General features: G+C 68.6%; 14 protein-coding genes. 12 read left to right on the top strand and 2 right to left on the bottom strand.

Features of this window, described 5'->3' with window-relative positions:
* Positions 1 to 69: 69 nt before the first annotated feature.
* The 7 genes from STHE_RS12645 (at position 70) to STHE_RS12615 (ending at position 8,771) form a co-directional block, all read left to right on the top strand.
* Positions 70 to 2,469, top strand: coding sequence for an ATP-binding protein (locus tag STHE_RS12645; protein WP_012872981.1), 2,400 nt, complete (start codon positions 70 to 72; stop codon positions 2,467 to 2,469).
* Between the two features lie 272 nt (positions 2,470 to 2,741).
* Positions 2,742 to 4,151, top strand: coding sequence for an FAD-binding oxidoreductase (locus tag STHE_RS12640; protein WP_012872980.1), 1,410 nt, complete (start codon positions 2,742 to 2,744; stop codon positions 4,149 to 4,151).
* 220 nt (positions 4,152 to 4,371) lie between these two features.
* Entirely contained in the window at positions 4,372 to 5,091 is a 720-nt protein-coding gene (locus tag STHE_RS12635) for a haloacid dehalogenase type II (protein WP_012872979.1), read from the top strand.
* A gap of 208 nt (positions 5,092 to 5,299) precedes the next feature.
* Positions 5,300 to 6,244 carry a hypothetical protein gene (locus tag STHE_RS12630; RefSeq protein WP_052295368.1) on the top strand — a complete coding sequence of 315 codons (945 nt, stop codon included), beginning with the start codon at positions 5,300 to 5,302 and terminating at the stop codon, positions 6,242 to 6,244.
* A gap of 213 nt (positions 6,245 to 6,457) precedes the next feature.
* The gene (locus tag STHE_RS19070; protein WP_041400320.1) at positions 6,458 to 6,841 is read left to right on the top strand and encodes a hypothetical protein; all 384 of its coding nucleotides are present in this window, start codon (positions 6,458 to 6,460) and stop codon (positions 6,839 to 6,841) included.
* 309 nt (positions 6,842 to 7,150) lie between these two features.
* Positions 7,151 to 7,366 (top strand): hypothetical protein, encoded by a 216-nt coding sequence (locus STHE_RS12620; protein ID WP_041400318.1) that lies wholly within the window; start codon positions 7,151 to 7,153, stop codon positions 7,364 to 7,366.
* Positions 7,353 to 8,771: an amidase gene (locus tag STHE_RS12615; RefSeq protein ID WP_012872975.1), complete on the top strand. Its 1,419-nt coding sequence runs from the start codon at positions 7,353 to 7,355 to the stop codon at positions 8,769 to 8,771. Before STHE_RS12620 ends, STHE_RS12615 begins: the two co-directional genes overlap by 14 nt.
* A gap of 88 nt (positions 8,772 to 8,859) precedes the next feature.
* Here the strand turns inward: STHE_RS12615 and STHE_RS12610 are convergent, their stop codons facing one another.
* Positions 8,860 to 9,129, bottom strand: coding sequence for a hypothetical protein (locus STHE_RS12610; protein WP_012872974.1), 270 nt, complete (start codon positions 9,127 to 9,129; stop codon positions 8,860 to 8,862).
* 158 nt (positions 9,130 to 9,287) lie between these two features.
* Here STHE_RS12610 and lepB point away from each other — a divergent pair, with 158 nt between their 5' ends.
* Complete coding sequence (gene lepB, locus STHE_RS12605; protein ID WP_169308203.1) at positions 9,288 to 9,923, top strand: signal peptidase I; 636 nt, start codon at positions 9,288 to 9,290, stop codon at positions 9,921 to 9,923.
* Between the two features lie 94 nt (positions 9,924 to 10,017).
* Here the strand turns inward: lepB and STHE_RS12600 are convergent, their stop codons facing one another.
* On the bottom strand, positions 10,018 to 11,181 hold the full coding sequence (locus STHE_RS12600; protein ID WP_012872972.1) for an ArgE/DapE family deacylase: 1,164 nt from the start codon (positions 11,179 to 11,181) through the stop codon (positions 10,018 to 10,020).
* A gap of 153 nt (positions 11,182 to 11,334) precedes the next feature.
* Between STHE_RS12600 and STHE_RS12595 the strand changes: the two genes are divergently transcribed.
* The 4 genes from STHE_RS12595 to STHE_RS12580 all read left to right on the top strand — a co-directional run bounded on the left by STHE_RS12595 (position 11,335) and on the right by STHE_RS12580 (position 17,012).
* Complete coding sequence (locus tag STHE_RS12595; protein ID WP_012872971.1) at positions 11,335 to 13,284, top strand: S9 family peptidase; 1,950 nt, start codon at positions 11,335 to 11,337, stop codon at positions 13,282 to 13,284.
* A gap of 122 nt (positions 13,285 to 13,406) precedes the next feature.
* Positions 13,407 to 14,237, top strand: a complete 831-nt coding sequence (locus STHE_RS12590) for an HpcH/HpaI aldolase family protein (protein ID WP_012872970.1) — start codon at positions 13,407 to 13,409, stop codon at positions 14,235 to 14,237.
* 47 nt (positions 14,238 to 14,284) lie between these two features.
* Entirely contained in the window at positions 14,285 to 15,265 is a 981-nt protein-coding gene (locus STHE_RS12585; protein ID WP_012872969.1) for a D-alanyl-D-alanine carboxypeptidase family protein, read from the top strand.
* 139 nt (positions 15,266 to 15,404) lie between these two features.
* A complete protein-coding gene (locus tag STHE_RS12580; RefSeq protein WP_012872968.1) occupies positions 15,405 to 17,012 on the top strand; it encodes a carboxyl transferase domain-containing protein in 1,608 nt (535 codons plus the stop codon).
* Positions 17,013 to 17,085 lie beyond the last annotated feature (73 nt).

The raw sequence follows: 17,085 nt of genomic DNA, 5'->3' as shown, positions 1-17,085 counted from the left end.
ATAGTGAGTGCTAGTCTAATCGGTACGAGGCGCAACCCACCGCGACCTATTACGCACCGGAGCCCCGGCATGGGAAACGTGCCCGAGAACCAGCCGATCCCCATCTCGCCGCTGATGCGCGCCGGCACGCGCGGGCTCCCGCAGCCCCTGACCCCGCTCATCGGACGGGAAGCGGAGCTGGACGCTCTCCTGCGACTGCTGACCCGCGACGGCGCGCGACTGGTGACACTGACCGGGCCGCCAGGGATCGGGAAGACCCGGCTCGGGCTGGCCGTGGCGAGCGAGTGGCAGCAGCGGACCGGCGGTGAGGTCTACTACGTGCCACTCGCCGCGGTGCGCAACCCTGCCTGGGTCCTCTCGGTGTTGGCGCGGACGCTCGGAGTCCCGACCGCGCACGGCCAGCCCCTCCTCGACCGGCTCGTCGCCGCGCTGTGGGGCACGGAGACGCTGCTGCTTCTGGACAACGTCGAGCAGGTCGTCGGCGCGGCTCCGGACATCGCGGAGCTGTTGACGCGCTGCCCCCACCTCGTCGCGCTCGTGACCAGCCGCGCCGTCCTACGCGTCCGCGGCGAGCATGAGTGGCCGGTCCCGCCCCTGGCTCTGCCTCCGTCCATCTCTGCATCGCCTGCCACACTCGCGGGCTACTCCTCGGTGGCGCTGCTGGTGGACCGGGCACGGGCGGTGGACCCGACGTTCTCCCTTACGGCCGACAACGCCGCAAGCATCGCTGCGATCTGCCTTCGCCTTGAGGGGATCCCGCTCGCGATCGAGCTGGCAGCGGCCCGACTCAAGATGTTCTCACCGGCCATGCTGTCCGAGCGCCTGGAGCGCGGCCTGTCGGAACTCCGCGACGGCGCCCGCGATGTCCCCGCCCGGCACCAAACACTCTCCGACGCCATCGCCTGGAGCGACGGGCTCCTCGCACCGGATGAGCGCCGCCGCTTCCAGCAGCTCGCCATCTTCGTCGACGGTTGGACGCTCGACGCGGCCGAGGCCATTTGCGCCGCGGATGAAAGCCCGAAGGCGCGGCAGGCCGTGCTCGACGGCCTCACATCGCTCCTCGAGAAGAGCTTGATCCAGCGCACGACCAGTCCCGACGGCACGCCCCGATTCGGCATGCTCAGCATGATCCGCGAGTACGCCCTTGGGCACCTGCAGGCCAGCGGCGACTGGGACAGACTCAGTGAGCGGCACGCGACCTACTTCCTGTCATTCGTCGAGACGGCGGCGGCTCACCTTTACCACGCCACCCAGGCCCGCTGGATCGAGCGACTTGAGCAGGAGGTGGGCAACCTGCGCACGGCGCTCCGCTGGCTCATTGATCACGGAGACAAGGAAGCCGCGCTCCGCTTCGGCGCCGCCCTCGAGAACTTCTGGCTCATCCACGACCACCTCGGCACCGGGCAGCGATGGTTGGACGAGATCCTCGCCATGCCCGGTGACGCGCCGCCCCTGGTCACGGCCCAGGCGCGTGACGCGCTGGCTGCACTTCTGGTGCGGCAGGGCGAAATTGACCGTGCCCGCGCGCTTCACGAGGTCAACCTCGTGCTCTATCACGAGGTGGACGACGAGGCGCTCCGCGCCCAGACCTTGCTCGACCTCGGCAGCCTCCACTTCATCACCGGCGACGTGGAACGGGCCACGACCTACTTCGAGGACGCGCTGGCGATCGGGTGGCGGGTCGGCGCTCGGCGCACCGTGGCGCGCACGCTCAACCGGCTGGGGGAGATCGCGCGGCTGCGCGGGGACGATGCCGCTGCCGCGGCCCGCTACGAAGAGAGCCTGGTGATCTGGCGCTCCCTGGCCGAGCAGGAGCGCATCGCGATGGTGCTCCACAACCTGGCACCGGTCGTCGCACGCCTGGGCGACCGGCCCCGCGCGCTGGCGCTCTTCGCCGAGAGCCTGTCCCTCTCCTGGGAGCTGCGCAACACCCACGGCACCGCGATCTGCCTGATCGGCATCGCGGGGGCGATCTCCGGAGGCTGGGCCACGGCCATCCAGGCCGCGCAACTCCTGGGCGCGGCCGATGCCCTGCGCGCCTCCATCGGCGTCCAGTGGGAGCCGGCCGACCGCGCCGAGTACGAGCGGAGCGTCCGGGTCGTGCGTGGCATGCTGGACGATGCCGCCTTCGAGCCGGCCTGGACCCAGGGCCGGGCGCTGACACTCGCCGAAGCCGTCGAGCGGGCCCAACGCCTCCTCGCTACCCCACCCGGCCCCAGCCGGCTCCACCGTCGACCGCGCACGCAACTCGGCGGGTTGACCCGGCGCGAGTACGAGGTCGCCCTCCACGTCGCGCTTGGGAAGACGAACCGTGAGATCGCCGCAGACCTCTCCATCGGCGAGAAGACGGTCGAGATGCACGTCAGCAACTGCCTGACCAAACTCGGGCTCCGCTCCCGCGCCCAGTTGGCAGCCTGGGTCGCCTCATCCACCTCCGGCCAGCCGTCCGGCGCCAGCGCCGAGCTGTGACGAACCCTACTGTCCACAGTCGGCGCGATCCCGGGGTGAACCCCCGGACACCGACCACCGCGCCAAACCTTCCCAGCCTGCAGCGGACCTGCCACGCAGCGAATGGCGCCTGCCCACGCCACACCCTCCCCGTCGACACCCCAAACCCAGGGGAAAATACCGGGAATCCCCGGATATCTCACGCCACGCGGTTTCCCTATGCTGCCAGCATCGAGCATGACGCGCCGACACTATCACCCTGGGGAGCACCCAGGAGCGAAGGGGGTGCACCGATGACGCTGCAGACGGCAACCGAGATGCGTGAGCTTCCGGAGGCCGACGTCCAGGCCTTCGCTCAGTCGCTGCGCGGGCAACTCATCCGCCGGGGAGACCCGGACTACGACGAGGCCCGCAAGGTCTACAACGCCATGATCGACAAGCATCCACTGATGATCGCCCGCTGCGTCGACGTGGCCGACGTCATCGAGTCTGTGAACTTCGCCCGCGAGCACGGCCTGCTCCTTGCCGTCCGCAGTGGCGGGCACAACGGGGCAGGCCTCGGCGTCTGCGACGATGGGCTGGTCATCGACCTGTCGGAGATGAACAGCGTCCGGGTCGACCCCGAGGCGCGGACCGCGCGGGTCGAGGCGGGTGCCACGCTCGGCGATGTGGACCACGCCACGCACGCCTTCGGCCTGGCGACCCCCAGCGGCACCGTCTCGCTCACCGGCATCGGCGGGATCACGCTCGGAGGCGGGCTCGGCCACCTCACCCGCCGGTTTGGGCTGGCGATCGACAACCTGCTCGAAGCAGACGTCGTCCTGGCGGATGGGCGCTTCGTCACGGCCAATGCCCAGCAGAACTCCGACCTCTTCTGGGCACTGCGTGGCGGAGGGGGCAACTTCGGCGTGGTCACCTCGTTCCTGTTCCGGCTGCACCCGGTCAGCACCGTATACGCCGGCCCGATGCTCTGGGACGCCGACAAGGCAGGCGATGTGCTGCGCTGGTTCCGCGATTTCCTGCCGCCCCAGCCGGACGATCTCAGCGGCTTCTTCGCCTTCCTGAAGGTGCCGCCGGCGGAGCCGTTCCCGGAGGAACTGCACAACAAGACGATGTGCGGCGTCATCTGGACCTATACCGGCCCGATGGAGCAAGCGGACGCCACCTTCGCGCCGATCCGGGCGCAGTTTGGCCCGCCGGCGCTCGATTGGGTCGGGCCGATGCCACTGCCCGTGCTCCAGCAGTTGTTCGATGCGCTCTACCCTCCGGGCCTGCAGTGGTACTGGAAGGCCGACTTCTTCAACGACATCCCAGACGAGGCGATCCCCACGGAAATTGAGTACGGCACCAAGCTGCCGACGTTCCTCTCGGGGTCGCACATCTACGCCATCAGCGGCGCCGCAAACCGGATTCCGAAGGACACCACCGCCTGGAGCTACCGCGATGCCAAGTGGGTCCAGGTCATCGTCGGCGTGAGCCCCGACCCGGCCGACAAGGACCGGATCACCAAGTGGGCGCGCGAGTACTGGGAGGCGCTACACCCCTACTCCGCCGGCGGCTCCTACATCAACTTCATGATGGAGGAGGGCGCGGAGCGCATCCGAGCCACCTATCGGGACAACTACGACCGGCTTGCCGCGATCAAGGCGAAGTACGACCCGGCCAATCTGTTCCGCGTCAACCAGAACATCCCGCCGCGGTGACGATACCGACGGCGTCCGACCTGGGGCCCGCTGGCAGGCCGGAGTTCTGAAAACGCACAGGAGGGTTGGGGACAACGGGGGAGGCTGTGGAGCCTCCCTCGTTGTCGTCTCATCTGTTCCCTCGGTTCGTGGAGCACGCATGCCCTGCGCTGCCGTATGATGTCTGTGCCTGCAATACGCGCGTGGACGGCATGGACTCCGCACCGAAGGGAGGTTCCGGGTGAGGCGGGAGGACATCCGCGTCGCGACGTTCGACTGCTACGGCACGCTGATCGACTGGGAGGGTGGCGCGGCCTCGTTCCTCTATTCGCTTGCGCTCCGGCTCGGGGATCCGTCACCCGACCCCGGCATGACGCTCCGCGAGCGCTGGGAGGCGATCCAGTTCGACCTCCTGGCCGGAGGCTACCGCCCGTACAAGGAGATCCTGACTGAGAGCCTGCGGCGCTGGGCCGAAGAGCGCGGCTACTCCTGGGACCCGGCCTACGGCGAGGATCTCGTTCGCTCGATGCGGAGCTGGCAGCCGTTCCCCGACACCCGCCCGGCCCTCCTCCAGGCCCACGCAGCAGGGTTGCGGCTTGTGATCCTCTCGAACACGGACCGCGACATCATGGCGCACACGCTGCGGCATCTCGACCTTCCCTTCGAGCGGGTCATCGTGGCTGAGGATGTCGGGGCCTACAAACCGTCCGAACAGGGCTTCCGCTACCTGCTGGAGCAGGTCGGCGAGCCACCCGAGCGCATCCTGCACGTCGCCTTCGGCTTCAAGTACGACATCGGCCCGGCCCAGCGCCTCGGATTCCACACCGCCTGGGTCAACCGCCACGTCGAAGCCCCACCCGGCCCGGAGCAGCCCGACTTCATCTGGCGCGATCTGTGGGGACTGGCCGAGTTTGCGGGCGGGCCCGGACCGGTGCCGAGCGGCGCCCCGAGCCGGCGATAGCCCCCTAAGAATCGCACCACCGGAGGCGCTCCCGAACGCCACGGGGCGGCTGCTCCGGCATTGACAGATTTTTAATAGCTATTGACTAATCATTGGCCCTGTCTAGAGTAGATACATGCAGCGCATCGGCATCCGGGGCCGCGCGAGGGTCGCACCCACCGCCCTGGTGACGGCTTGCGGATCGGGGCATTCCGAGAAGGGGGTTACGATGACACCCTCGCCGCGCCGCCGGTTGCTACCCTCGACCCTGCTCTGCGCAACACTGGTTCTTGCCGTCAGCGTACTCTGGTCCCCAGCCGTCGCCGCGGAAGCACCGGCCCTCGAGCCGGGGCCGGTCGTCAATCCTGCCGCGCCGCCCCCGGAGGTGGAGGCGATCTTCCAGCGAACCTGGGCGCGCATGGACCGCCCGGTTACCGAGGGGCGGGTGAACCGCACCTGGATCTGGGGCCCGGGTAACGCGGTCACGGACATCGTCGAGATCTATGGCGACGCCCCCAGCGGCGAACGCCACGTCCGGTACTTCGACAAGACCCGGATGGAAGACAACTCCTGGCGTGCGGAACAACCCTGGGACGTTACCAACGGCCTGCTGGCTCAGGAGCTGGTGACCGGCGTGGTGCAACTGGGCGACGACGCCTTCTCCGACCCACGCGAACCTGCCAACGTTGTCGTCGCGGGGGACCCTGACTCACCTGGGCCGACATACGCCACCTTCGCCAAACTCTTGAACGAGCCACCCCACCCGATCGACCAGCCGATCATCCATACGATTACCCCGGAGGGCGTGGTCGGCACCGACCCCTCGCTGGCCGCACAGAACGTCTGGACTGCGGCGTTGTATGACACCCGCTCCCCGGTGCATTCGGTCCCGAATGTGTTCTGGGAGTTCATGACCGGTACAGGGCTCATCTACGAGGACGGCCAGTACGTGATCGGGCCGTATTTCGAGAACCCGATCTACGCTACCGGCTATCCGCTGACCGAACCCTACTGGACCCAGGTCAACGTCAGAGGAGTGCCGACCCTGGTGCTGGTCCAGGTCTTCGAGCGCCGCGTGCTGACCTACACCCCGAGCAATCCTGACGGCTGGAAAGTCGAGGCGGGTAACGTCGGCCAGCACTATTACATGTGGCGGTACGGCCAACAGCCGTGAGCCGCCGTCCGCGCCGGATGATCGGTCATCGTGCCGCGAGGAAACCGTGCAGCGCTCGGCGCAAGCGGCGAGCGCGGCAACCCGCGCGAGCGGCCGGAAAAGTCCCCGCCTGCCGGCTGCACCTCACACAGATTCGGTAGAATCGGTGTGGAGTTCGCCGGGACCCGGCGACTCTATGCTGGCTTCGACCGATCGAGCGAGAGTAGGGACAGGGTGCGGCCGGACGACACACGCGCGACACAGCAGCCTGAGGCGGGGACGCTCCCGGGCAAGGTCCTGATGGCCGGGGTGGGCTTCATGGTCACCGGCGCCGCCTGGGCACTCCTCAGCTTCTTCCGGAGCGTGGATAACGAGCCGACCCTGGTCTGGCTCAACGCCGCGCTCCTGGTGATCCACCTCGCCACCGGAGGCGCCGTCCTGCTGCGGCTCCCCTTCGCCTGGATCGGCGGGCTGCTCGTCGTGCTGGCCGGCATCGGCGGTGCCGTTGCCAACGACTACTTCTTCGTCGTGGTGCCCGAACTCATTACCGGCCTGATCCTCTTCCTCAGCCGCGCCGAGATGCAGCGCCCCCACTCCCAGGCGAGTGAACCCAGGTAGACGAACAGGCACCCCAGCCCGCCACGGAATGCGGCTGCACTCTCGTTCCCATTTCATCCCGTCCGATGTCATCCTGAGCGAAGCCAACCGCCACCCTATGGCATGCAGCTCCGCGTAGGACGGCAGATGCTCATGAAGTTCCACGAATGAGTCAGGTGTATGCGGCCAGCCCGTGCTCGGGGTGGGTGGCGTGAAGGATTCCACGCCGCGGCACGCACCGAGTGGCGGGGTTCCTCTCGTCTCACGATTGACGCCCGCCGAAATTCCGGCGACAATCGAGATATCCGGACAACCGAAAGGAGGGACGTCATGCCCCTGTCCCGGGAAGCGGTCGAGCGCCTCTTCGCCGAGCAGGTCGGGCGCGACATTCCGCCCGACGTAGCTGAGGCCGTTGCCGCCGTCGCGGGCCCGATCATCGACGGGCTGAATGCCATCGACCCTGAGCCGCTCTGGCTCGTGGAACCCAGCACCGTCTTCGAGCCGCGCTATCCAGCCGAGAGGAGCGACGAGGATGAGCTCCTATGACGATCTGCCCTTCCTCCCCGTCACCGAACTGGCGCCGCTCCTCCGCTCGCGGCAGGTCTCACCGGTGGAGTTGACCCACCAGGTGCTGGAGCGGATCGAGGCGGTCGAGCCGAAGGTGAACGCCTACATCACCGTGCTCGCCGACGAGGCCATGGCCCAGGCCAAGGCCGCTGAGCGCAACATCGCCATGGGTAACTACCTCGGTCCGTTCCACGGCATCCCGGTCGGCTTGAAGGACCTGCTGATGACCCGCGGCGTTCGCACGACCGCGGGCTCGGCGGTGCTCGAGGACTTCGTGCCGGACGAGGACGCGACCACGGTGACGCGCCTGCGCCAGGCCGGCGCGATCTTCACCGGCAAGCTCAACTTGCACGAGTTTGCCTTCGGGGTCACCACCAACAACTGGACCTTCGGCCCGACCCACAACCCGTGGATGCCGGGGCACATCCCCGGCGGCTCCAGTGGTGGGTCGGCCGCCGCCGTTGCGGCTGGAGAGTGCATCGCCGCCCTCGGCAGCGACACCGGCGGCTCCATCCGCATCCCGGCCGCGCTCTGCGGCAACGTCGGGCTGATGCCCACCTACGGCCGGGTCAGCCGCTATGGCGCGCTCGCGCTGAGCTGGTCGCTGGACCATGTGGGCCCGATGACCCGGACCGTCACCGACGCGGCTCTGATGCTGAACGTTATTGCCGGGTACGATCCGATGGACACCGCCACCCAGCCGGTGCCGGTGCCCGACTACACCGACGGGATCGAGGGCGGGCTAACCGGCCTGCGCGTCGGCGTGCCGCGCAACTACTTCTTCGAGCGGATCCACCCAGAGGTCAAGCAGGGGGTCGAACAGGCTATCGCCCGGCTTGGCGAGCTGGGCGCCGATATCGTCGAGGTCGACCTGCCCTGGGTCGAACACTCACTCCTCGCCGAGTTCGCCATCGTCATGGCCGAGGCCACAAGCTATCACGAACACCTGCTGCGGACGCGGGCGGACAAGTACGCCCCCGACATAAGAGTCCTGTTGGAAGCGGGCGAGGCCATCTCGGGCCCGATGTACCTCAAAGCCCAGCGGCTACGCACGATGATCAAGCAGAGCTTCCGCGCGGCCATGGAGCAGTGCGACGTCATCGCGACGCCGACGCTCCCGCACCCGCCCGTCCCGATCGGTCAGGACACGGTCACCATCGACGGGGTGGAGGAAACGACGCTGGACTGCATGGTGCGCTACACCTGCCCGGTCGATCTGTCGGGCCAGCCGGCGATCGCGCTCCCCTGCGCCTTCAATGACCAGAACCAGCCGGTCGCCAGCCTCCAGTTGATCGGCCGGCCGTTCGATGAGGCAACGATCTGCCGCGCGGCCCGCGCCTACGAGGCGACAACCGACTTCGCGACGCGCCGCCCGCCGCTCTAGGGCGTCAGGAGCGCCCGCGTCTCATCGGCTCCCGTCCTGTGTCACCAGGGCAGCACGGGGGCCGGCAAGGATGCCGGCGCTCCTGGACCTAGGCCGGCGACTGGGTCGGGGCGGCATGGTCGTGCACGTGGGCCTCACGGCCGTGGTGCTGCTCCTCGTCGTCCCGATCGTAGTCGTGGCTATGCGTGAGCTCGTTGTGGTTGTGCGGATGGGTGTGCCAGTAGACCCGGTGCTCGAGCGGATCCCCGGCACCGCCCGTGTGGTGGTGCGTGACGTGGTAGTGATCGTGCGAATGGGTGACCGCCGGGTGGGTATGGGTTGGCTCCTGGCCTTCGCCTTCGGTGCGCTGCGCCGTCATGGGTTCCACTCCTTTCGCGGTCGGGACACATCTCCTACGCAGCCCGCACACGTGGTGCCAGCAGGCATGGCCCGGTGTTCACCCGCCACTGCGGCGCGATGGGGTATCCTCAGGCGCAGCAGGGTCGACACCACTTCGACGAGGGGACACGGACGCGGATGGCAACCGGCAGCGACAAGCAGGCAGCAGGGCAGCAGGAGCAAGCCCAAGACCGGAGCGCGCTCCGCGAGATCGTGCAGACGCTGCTCACCGCCGTCATCATCTTCGTGCTGATCCGCGCGGTCGTCCTGACGTACCGGGTGGAGGGCACGTCGATGGTTCCGGCGCTCCAGCCGGGTCAGCTCCTGCTCGTGGGTCGGCACGCCTATCTGCACATCGACGTCAACGGCATCCTCGACGCCCTCCCCTTCGTCGAACGCGACGGCGAACGCATGGTGTACCCCTTCGGGAAGCCCAGCCGTGGCGACATCGTGATCCTGGACGCCCACGACGCCAGCGGGAAACCCTATGTCAAGCGCGTCGTCGGACTCCCCGGCGATCGGGTATCAATCCACGACGGCGCACTCTATGTGAACGGCGAGCGGCTCGATGAACCCTACATCAACGGCATGGCCACGACCCGACCGGGCCGCTTCCTCAGGGCCGGGAACGAGCAGGTTATCCCGGAAGGGTACGTGTTCGTGATGGGGGACAACCGCAGCAACTCGCGCGACTCGCGCGACTTCGGCCCCGTACCGATCAGTGCAATCAAGGGTCAGGTCTGGCTCTCCCTTTGGCCTCCCGGCACGCTCTGAGCGTCCCTCAGCCTGCTGCTGAACACTGTCCTCCCCTCTCCCATTGTGGGCTCCGTCCGAGAGGGGGCGGGGGTGAGGGGATCCCCAGCACCGCCTACATCCCGCAGAAGTCGTAGGCGACGCGGGCGATGACACGGGTGACGGCCTCCAGGGAAGCAAGGTCGCTCCACTCGACCAACGCGTGGGCCCCCTCCCCGGAGGGGCCGAAGATCGCCGTCGGAACCCCGGCGGCGGCCAGCAGGGCCGAGTCCATCCATCCGAAGCCGCCATAGACCACCGGCTCCTGCCCCAGCTCGCGCTCCACGGCGCGGCCGAGCACCCGGACGATCTCAGCGTCCTCGCTGATCTCAAACGGCTCCCGCACCACTCCCATCGTGAGGGTGGCGTTGAACTGGTCGTCCTCGGCGCTTAGCCGGTCGAGGATGGCCTGCAACTCCGCCTCGACCTGCGCGGCTGTCTCGCCGGGGACGGTGCGGCGCTCGATCTGGAGGCAGCACTCCTCGGGGTAGGAGGAGAGCTCCTGGCCGCCGGAGATCAGCGAGGCGTGGATCGACGGCGGGCCGACGTACCGGTGCGGCGTCCGGGCGAGCAGGTCGGCGCCGAGGCGCTCCAGCTCGACCAGCACGCGGCCCATATGGGCGATTGCGTCGACGCCCGCGCGGAAGTCGCTGCCATGGGCCGCACGACCACGGGTGACGATCTCGGCCCAGACGAAGCCCTTATGGGCGACGCCGATGTTGAGGTCGGTCGGCTCCAGCACCAGCGCGGCGTCGGGGCGCCAGCGGTCGATCTCACGGCAGATCGCCTGGGTGCCGATGCTGGCGTACTCCTCGTCGACAACGAAGGTCGCGATGAGCTGGCCGGGGAACTCACCGGCCCGAGCGATCGCTTCGAGCAGCACGATCATGCTCGCCAGCGACCCCTTCATGTCGAACGCCCCGCGGCCGTAGAGCCGGTCGTCCTCGACGCGTGCCGAGAAGGGGTCGGCCATCCCGGCGACGCCGACGGTATCCATGTGGCCGTTGAGCATCAGCCGCCGTCCCGAGCCCTCGCCGACGATGGCGATCACGTTCGGCCGCCCGCCCCCGGCGTCTTGCAGCTCGACCGTGATCCCGGGTGTGGTGCGAAGCCTCGCGGCGATCGCCTCGGCGATCTCGCGCTCACCGCCCGCACCGGGGACAAGGTCCGGGTTGATCGACGGGATACGGACGAGGTCGGCCAGCGTCTCGCGCAGGTGGCGGCGGTCGATCTGGATCATTGGGCCTCCTTCACCCTCGGCTCAACGGCTGCGGTGTGGATGCGCAGACGATAGCATGACGCACTGAACCGCGTCCCACACCTGTTGCCTGGTGTTTCGTTCGCCGCTATCCTCGCTCCGGCGCTCAGTCGAGAAGACGTTGGAGGGACAAGCATGGCACAGCCCATCACCCCGGAGCTCGTCGTCTATGGACTCACCATGGCCGGTGAACCGCAGGTGTCTCCGGACGGGACGCAGATCCTGTACACGCTCAGCGCCGTCGACCGCGAGACGAAGAAGGGCTCCAGCCAGATCTGGCTCTGTGGGATCGACGGCAGCAACCCGCGCCGGCTCACCTGGAGCGGCGAGCGGAACAGCGGCGGCGTCTGGTCGCCGGACGGCAGGCGCATCGCCTTCGTCTCGAACCGGGTCGAAAAGGCCGGCATCTTCGTGCTCGACCTGGACCGACCGGGGGAGGCGCGCGAGATCACGCGGCACAACCAGGCGATCAGCGACCTCGCCTGGTCTCCCGACGGCACCCGCATCGCCTACACCACCACCTTCGACCCGGAGAACCCAGACGAGACACCGCCCGACAAGGATGCGCCGCCGAAGGTGCGGGTCACGCGACGCATCGACTATAAGCAGGACGGCCGCGGCTACCTGAACGACGTGCGCTTCCACACGTTCGTCGTCGACGTCGAGACCGGTGAGCGACGCCGGCTGAGCCGTGAACTGCGCGACCACCTCTTCCCCCAGTGGTCGCCGGACGGTCGGTTCGTCTCGGTCCGCGTCCCGATCCTGAACGGCATGTGCTCCTACCTCGCGCTGCTCCCGGTCGACGGCGGCGAGGAGATCCGCATCGGCCCGGAGACCGGCGTCATCAGTGTCTGGGCCTGGTCGCCCTCCGGAGACCGGATCATCTACGCAGGTGACACCGAGCACTCGTTCCAGGACGACTTCTTCGTCTACGACGTCGCCAGCGGCACGACCACGCGTCTGACGGACGACCTGGACGTGAGCCCGGTTGGCGGCGAGCCCGGCCGCGGCGCTCCGGCTCAGCCGGTCTGGCTCGACGATCGCCGGGTGCTGTTCCATGCGATCCGGGCCGGTGCCAGCGGCCTCTATACCATCGACGCTGAGACCGGCGCTATTGAGACGGTGGTGCGCTGGGAAGCGACGCACGCCGGGATGAGCGTCGACCGCGACCGGCGCTACGTTGTTCAGGGGCACACCAGCTTCTCCGAGATCGGTGAGATCGCCGTCCACGATACGCAGACCAACCAGACGACGGTCGTCACCGGGTACAACACGCAGGTCCTGACCGAGCACCCGCCGGCCAACTGGGAGCGCTTCGAGATCGAGCGGGCCGGGTACACGATCGAGGCGTGGCTCCTGACGCCGCCCGATTTCGACCCGAACAAGCGCTACCCGGTGATCCTCGACGTCCACGGTGGCCCGCAGGGCTTCTATGGCTACACGTTCACCCCGTGGCAGCAGATTCTGGCCACCAACGGCTTCCTGGTGGTGATGTCGAACCCGCGCGGCTCCGGCTCCTACGGCCGCGAGTTCGCGCAGGCGGTCCTCCAGGACTGGGGCGGCGAGGACTTCAAGGACCTGATGGCGGTCCTCGACACGGTGCTGGAGCGCCCATACGCTGACCGCGAGCGGACCGGCATCTGGGGCTACAGCTACGGCGGCTACATGACGGCGTGGACCATCGGGCAGACGGATCGCTTCAAGGCAGCCGTCTGCGGCGCGCCCTGCTTCGACCTGGTGTCGATGTACGGCACGAGCGACATCAGCCACACCTTCGGCGAGCTCGAGTGGGGTGGCCGGCCCCACGAGATCCCGGAGAAGTTCGCGGCACAGTCGCCGTCGACGTTCGCCCACCGTGCGACGACGCCGACGCTGATCATCCACGGAGAGGAGGACGAGCGCTGCCCGATCGGGCAAGGGGAGCAGATGTTCATCGCGCTGCTGAAGGCCGGCTGCGAGGTCGAGTTCGTCCGCTACCCGGGCGGGTCGCACGGCATGCTGCGCCTGGGTCCGCCGCAGCACCGCGAGGACGTCTTCACGCGCATCCTGAACTGGTTCAAGCACTACCTCGGCGAGCCCGCCTAGTTGCCCCGTTCCCCCCTCTCCCCTTGTGGGAGAGGGGGCCTAGGGGGTGAGGGGTAACCGGTCCCGCGCTACAATGCCGCGCACACGGCGAGGCACGGGATCAAAGAAAGGACGGAGAGCCGATGCGGGGGAACCATGTGCGGCGACGCCTGCTCGCAGGTGAGGCATCGGTCGGCACCTGGCTGGCACTGCCCAGCCCGGAGGCGGCCGAGTTCATTGGCCGTCTAGGCTTCGACTGGGTGGTGGTGGACACCGAGCACTATGCCATCGACATCCGCACCATGGCGCAGATGTTCATGGCCGTGGCAGCGACGCCCACTGCCCCGATGGTGCGCATCCCGTGGAACGACCCGATGTGGTTCAAGCGCGTGCTCGACGCCGGGGCCTGGGGCATCGTCGTCCCGATGGTCAAGAGCCGCGAGGAAGCCGAGCGGGCGGTCGAGGCGACCCGCTACCACCCGCTGGGAAACCGCAGCGTCGGCGGCGGCCGCCACGCGCTCAGTTTCGACACCACGGCCAGCGAGTACTACCGCCATGCCAACGACGAGATCCTCCTCGTTCTCCAGATCGAGCACATCGACGCGGTCGAGCGTGTCGACGAGATTCTGAGCGTCCCGGGCGTCGACGCCTGCTTCATCGGCCCGAACGATCTGGCGGCCTCGATGGGGCTGGGGCTGGGCGTCCCGCTGGAGTGCGACATCCCGCGCGTGGTCGAGGCGATCAATCACGTGCGCGAAACCGCGGTCCGGTTCGGCGTCGTGCCCGGCATCCACTGCAGCAACGCCGACGGCGTCAATCAGCGGCTGGCCGAGGGCTTCCGGCTGTGTGGCATGGCCAGCGAGTTGCGTTACTTGCTCGCCGGGCTCCGTGCCGACATCGAGCGGCTCAACTGGCGGGCCGCCGAGCCACACCGGATCGATACCGCCGGTCAGGGTGACACCGTGCGCTACTGACTGGCAGCACTGCCGTCCTCCCGTCACGGGAACGGAAGGAGGCTCCCGTGCGTCGTCTTCGCGTCCTCCTCCTGGCCGTTCTCGTGCTGCCGATTCACATAGTGCTCACCGCGCGGCCGGCTGCCGCGCGGCCCGATGTCGCCGCCCGGAACTGGATCGTCATGGATGGGGCGTCCGGCGACGTGCTGGACGCCCAGGAACCGCACCAGCGCACGGCGATCGCGAGCCTCACCAAGATGCTCACAGCACTGGTCGCCGTCGAGCGGGCGGACCTCGAGCAAGTGGTCACGGTGATGCGGTCGGACCTGATCCGTGGCTCCAGCGCGAGGCTTCGGGAGGGAGAGCGGCTCTCGCTGCGCACCCTCCTCTACGGGCTGCTCTTGCCGAGCGGCAACGACGCGGCGCTGGCGATTGCCCGCGCGGTCGGCGGCAGCCCACATGCAGACGACCAGGCCGCACGCGGGCGCTTCATCGACTGGATGAACGAGCGAGCCGTCAGCCTTGGCCTGACCGACACCCGGGTAGTGAACCCGCATGGCCTGGATGCGCGGGACCACTTCGGTAGCGCTCACGACCTCGCGCTGGTCACCCGCGCGGTCCTCGAATCCCCGGTCCTCGCCCCGATCTTCGGCGCCCACGACTATTCCGGCGAAGGCCACCGCTACGAGAGCACCAACAAGCTCTGGGAGCGCTACCCCGGCATCATCGGCGGCAAGACGGGCTGGACCAGAGCCGCCGGCCACTGCCTCGTCGAGGTCGCTGAGCGCGACGGCCGCCGGGTGATCGTCGTCCTCCTCGGCTCCACCAGTGAGCGCTGGTACGACGACGCCACCGTGCTCCTCGACCACGGTTTCGCGATACTCTCCCCGCCCGCCACCCCGGAACCCACCGGGCACGCTCACACCACCGGGTTGGGGGGCACTGCCCACGCACCACGGGCCTGGACCTGGGGACTGGCACCGGGCGCCTTCGCTGAGAGCCCCACCCGGCGGTGGGCCGCCTGGTCCCTGACCACGCGGCTGCGATAGCAGGAACCCTGGGTATCCAACCCCGGCCGGTTTAGTGCTACAGTAGCGGTGGCCTGCGGGGGCCAGGGAGGCCATCCTGTAGGCGGGCACGGCCGGCAGCGGCGCCAGCGCCTCCGCTCGACGAGGAGAGGAGCAGTCCGTGCGGCTCACCAGTCGGGTCAACCGGTCCGATCCCGAGTTCCAGGCCAACCGTGAGGCGAACCTCCAGGCCATCGAAGAGCTGCAAGCGCGGCTAAGGCGCGCTCAGGCCGGCGGCGGCGAGCTGGCCCACCAGCGCCAGCGGCAGCGCGGCAAACTCCCGGTTCGCGAGCGGATCGAGCGCGTTCTCGACCCGGCCAGCCCCTTCCTCGAACTATCTCCCCTCGCCGCGGAGGACATGTACGACGGCGAGGCACCGGCGGCCGGGATCGTCACCGGCATCGGTCGGATCGGCGGCCGGGAGGTCGTCATCGTCGCCAACGACCCGACCGTCAAGGGCGGCACCTACTTCCCGATCACCGTCAAGAAGCACCTGCGCGCCCAGGAGATCGCCTTCGCCAACCACTTGCCGTGCCTCTATCTGGTCGACTCCGGCGGCGCCTTCCTCCCGCTGCAGAGCGAGGTCTTTCCCGACCGTGACCACTTTGGGCGGATCTTCCGCAACCAGGCACTCCTCTCGGCGCAGGGGCTGCGCCAGGTGGCGGTGGTTCTCGGTCCTTGCACGGCCGGCGGGGCCTATGTGCCGGCCATGAGCGACGAAGCGGTCATCGTGCGTGGCACCGGCACGATCTACCTCGGCGGCCCGCCGCTCGTGAAGGCCGCCACCGGCGAGGAGGTGACCGCTGAGGAGCTGGGTGGTGCCGACGTCCACGGCCGGGTCAGCGGGGTGGTGGACTACGTGGCCGACGACGAGGCCAGCGCGCTCGCCATCGCCCACGATCTGCTGGCCCAACCTCGACCCGCGCCGCCCCCGCTACCCTTCGAGCGGGAGCCGATCGTCGATCCGCAGGAGGACCCCGAGGATCTGCTGGGCATCGTCCCGCCGGAACCGCGCCGCCCCTACGACGCGCGCGAGGTTCTGATCCGCATCCTGGACGGCAGCCGGCTGCGAGAGTTCAAGGCCGACTACGGCCAGACGCTCGTCTGCGGTTTCGGTCACCTCTACGGCATCCCGGTCGGCGTGCTGGCGAACAACGGCGTGCTGTTCAGCGACTCGGCCCGCAAGGGCGCGCACTTCGTGATGCTCTGCGCCCAGCAGCGCATCCCGCTGATCTTCTTCCAGAACATCACCGGCTTCATCGTCGGGAAACGCTACGAGCACGAGGGGATCGCGCGCGACGGTGCGAAGATGGTAGCGGCGGTCGCGGTGGCGCAGGTGCCGAAGCTGACCGTGATGATCGGCGCGTCGTACGGCGCCGGGAACTACGCGATGTGCGGCCGGGCCTACGACCCGCGGTTTGTCTTTAGCTGGCCGACCGCCCGGATCGGCGTGATGGGGGGCGAGCAAGCAGCCGGCGTGCTGGTCACGATCCGCCAGCGTGCGGCCGCGAGCCGCGGCGAGCCGCTAGACGAGGCCGGGTTGGAGCGCCTGCGCCAGGAGGTCGAAGCGCGCTATGCCGAGGAGACAAGCCCCTACTTCGCCACCGCGCGGCTCTGGGACGACGGGGTGATCGACCCGCGCCAGACCCGACAGGTGCTCGGACTGGCGCTGCAGACCGCCCTCAACGCTCCCATCCCGCCGACGGAGTACGGGGTGCTGCGGATTTGACGCGTCATGCGTGATGCGTCACGCGTCCCCCTCACCCCCGGCCCCTCTCGGACGGAGCCCACCAGGGGAGAGG

The sequence above is a fragment of the Sphaerobacter thermophilus DSM 20745 genome (assembly GCF_000024985.1).
GTDB classification, from domain to species: Bacteria; Chloroflexota; Chloroflexia; order Thermomicrobiales; family Thermomicrobiaceae; genus Sphaerobacter; species Sphaerobacter thermophilus.
The sequence above is the reverse complement of the archived record's forward strand: the minus strand, read 5'-3'. Positions and strand labels throughout refer to the sequence as shown.

Bases quoted from the DNA above. Each gene is read 5' to 3' on its own strand.
- STHE_RS12645 (WP_012872981.1), top strand. From the start codon at position 70: ATGGGAAACGTGCCCGAGAACCAGCCGATCCCCATCTCGCCGCTGATG.
- STHE_RS12595 (WP_012872971.1), top strand. From the start codon at position 11,335: ATGGCACAGCCCATCACCCCGGAGCTCGTCGTCTATGGACTCACCATG.
- STHE_RS12610 (WP_012872974.1), bottom strand. From the start codon at position 9,129: ATGACGGCGCAGCGCACCGAAGGCGAAGGCCAGGAGCCAACCCATACC.
- STHE_RS12640 (WP_012872980.1), top strand. From the start codon at position 2,742: ATGACGCTGCAGACGGCAACCGAGATGCGTGAGCTTCCGGAGGCCGAC.
- lepB (WP_169308203.1), top strand. From the start codon at position 9,288: ATGGCAACCGGCAGCGACAAGCAGGCAGCAGGGCAGCAGGAGCAAGCC.
- STHE_RS12615 (WP_012872975.1), top strand. From the start codon at position 7,353: ATGAGCTCCTATGACGATCTGCCCTTCCTCCCCGTCACCGAACTGGCG.
- STHE_RS12600 (WP_012872972.1), bottom strand. From the start codon at position 11,181: ATGATCCAGATCGACCGCCGCCACCTGCGCGAGACGCTGGCCGACCTC.
- STHE_RS12590 (WP_012872970.1), top strand. From the start codon at position 13,407: ATGCGGGGGAACCATGTGCGGCGACGCCTGCTCGCAGGTGAGGCATCG.
- STHE_RS12620 (WP_041400318.1), top strand. From the start codon at position 7,151: ATGCCCCTGTCCCGGGAAGCGGTCGAGCGCCTCTTCGCCGAGCAGGTC.
- STHE_RS12630 (WP_052295368.1), top strand. From the start codon at position 5,300: ATGACACCCTCGCCGCGCCGCCGGTTGCTACCCTCGACCCTGCTCTGC.